This window comes from Hydrocoleum sp. CS-953 (assembly GCF_002260545.1).
GTDB lineage: Bacteria > Cyanobacteriota > Cyanobacteriia > Cyanobacteriales > Microcoleaceae > Trichodesmium.
In genome coordinates this window covers 1-2735 of sequence record NZ_LGSU01000320.1, presented here as the reverse complement: position 1 = coordinate 2735, position 2735 = coordinate 1, and the positions used below count along the sequence as shown (strand labels likewise).

Sequence of the window (2735 nt, the reverse complement as noted above, 5' to 3'; positions counted from 1 at the left end):
CTGCTAATAGATATTTCCCTGGGCGACATTAGTGCACAACATTCCACAGGAAATGCTTACCTTTAATTACTTAAATAAGTGTAACTGCTAAGACTACTTTCATAATTTTGTAGAAGCATTCGCGACTCTTTAATAGTAATTTTTTCTTCTTGTAAAGCTTGCTCAGTTTGACAACGAATACTTTCAACTAAACCATCAGAATTATATTGAACATAATTTAATACTTCTGTCATTGTGTCACCTTTAACAACGTGTTCAATTTTGTATCCTGAAGGGGTTAATTTAATATGCACAACATTAACATCACCAAACAAGTTATGCAGATTACCCATTATTTCTTGGTAAGCACCTCCAAGAAACATTGCTAGATAGTAAGGTTCAAATACAGAAGTAATTTCTGTTTGGGAATTTTCTAATGTTTGACTAGGAGAATACTCTGAAGATTTATGACTAACTTTCAGAGGATGTAATTCTAATAATGACTTGACATCTCGTAAATCAATAAATTGCTCAATTTTTCCATCACTATCGCAGGTAAGGTCGGCTAATATGGCTCTTTCAGTAGGTTCTTCATCTAACCGATGAATAGGCATAATTGGAAATAACTGATTAATTGCCCAACTATCAGGAGCAGATTGAAAAACTGAAAGGTTAATGTAGTAAATAGATGCCATTATTTTTTCCAGTTCCTCTAAATCATCTGGCACATATTCAGAGTCTTTTAGTATTTCTTGAATTTTCCGAAAACATCCCCAATATAGTTGCTCTACTTTTGCCCGTTCACTAATACTAAGATATCCAAAATTGAATAAACTGATGGATTCTTCTTTGAATTGAATTGCGTCGTGATATGCTTCCTGATAATTATTTTTGCTAATAGATTGATAGGTTTCGTAGAGGTTTTGCAAAATTAAATGCTCGTCTTTGCCAATAACTACTGGTTCTGCTTTCGGAACTTGACTAACTCCTAATACATCAAAAACTAGAACNTTCAGAGTCTTTTAGTATTTCTTGAATTTTCCGAAAACATCCCAATATAGTTGCTCTACCTTTGCCCGTTCACTAATACTAAGATATCCAAAATTGAATAAACTGATGGATTCTTCTTTGAATTGAATTGCGTCGTGATATGCTTCCTGATAATTATTTTTGCTAATAGATTGATAGGTTTCGTAGAGGTTTTGCAAAATTAAATGCTCGTCTTTGCCAATAACTACTGGTTCTGCTTTCGGAACTTGACTAACTCCTAATACATCAAAAACTAGAACTGATTGATGGGATGCCACTGCTCTACCACTTTCACTAACTAATATTGGTGGTAATACCTTTTTCTCTTCACAAGCTTCTTTAACTTCTGCCACAATATCATTAGCGTAGTTCTGCATATCATAGTTTTTTGAGGCATAAAAATTTGTTTTAGAACCATCATAATCAACTGCTAAACCACCACCCACATCCAAGTATTTCATATTTGCTCCTAGGTGAGCTAATTCCACATAAATTTGACTCGCTTCCCTAATAGCATCCTTAATCACACTAATTGAAGAAATTTGTGAGCCAACATGAAAATGTAAGAGCTGTAAAGAATCTAAAATACCCGCACTTTTTAACTGATTAACAACTTGAATTATTTCGGGAATATTGAGACCAAATTTAGCACGATCGCCTGTAGTTCCTGCCCAACGACCAATACCCTTAGTGCTTAATTTCACCCTGACTCCGACTACAGGTTTAATATTTAATTTTCGACTAGCTTCTATCACTAATCGCACTTCTTCTACCTGTTCAATTACAATTATTGGTGTTTTTCCTAATCTTTGAGCTAGCATTGCTGTCTCAATATATTCTCGGTCTTTATAACCATTACAAATTATTAGTGCATCAGTCGTATTCAAGGTAGCAATAGCAATTAATAATTCTGGTTTTGAACCAGCTTCTAAACCAAATTTATGAGGCTTACCAAATTTAACTACTTCCTCTACTAACTGACTATTTTGATTACACTTAACAGGAAATACACCTCGATAAATATTTTTATATTTATAACGAGCGATCGCTTTAGAAAAACAAGCATTTAACCGCTCAATTCTATCCTCAAGAATATCGGAAAATCTAATAATTAATGGTAGTCCTATATTTCTTTGTTTAATAGATTCAACAAGTTCATATAGGTCTAAAGAACCTCCTAAATCACCTTTAGGGGAAACTGTAATATGACCAGCAGAATTAATTGAAAAATAAGGATTACCCCAACCAAGTATTCTATATAGTTTCTCACTATTTTCAATTGTCCATGATTTTTTTTGTTCAGACTCGATCTGATTTATTTCTGTTTGATCTGTTTGAGAGGTATTGGTTAATGATGTATTGTTGGAAATCTCAGAAGAGTTTTGATTTATAGTTGACTGTAAATCCATTTTATATTTTAATTGCGATAGACTAAACTTGAGATGATTTTAATTTAATCAATATGGCTATAAACCTGAGATAAAAAACTATAGTGCTATAGGCTCTACTCTGGTTTCTTTTATATTGTAAAGTATTGCTATTGAGCAAATTTTTAATAGACTAAACTTCAGGTAATTTTCACTTAATCATTATAGGTATAAATCTGAGATAAAAAACTATAGTGATACAGACTCAACTCTGGTCTGCTCTGTATTCTCAAGTATTACTATTGAGCAAATTTTTAATAGACTAAACTTCAGGTGATTTTCACTTAATCATTATAGGTA

Annotated in this window: 2 pseudogenes; both read right to left on the bottom strand. The window is 32.6% G+C overall.

Annotation, left to right across the window (positions count from 1 at the left end):
- Positions 1-62 precede the first annotated feature (62 nt).
- Positions 63-989: pseudogene (locus AFK68_RS02950) on the bottom strand (arginine decarboxylase); the annotation flags it as partial.
- Positions 990-1046: 57 nt separating this feature from the next.
- Positions 1047-2417, bottom strand: a pseudogene (gene speA / locus AFK68_RS02945) (biosynthetic arginine decarboxylase); the annotation flags it as partial.
- Positions 2418-2735 lie beyond the last annotated feature (318 nt).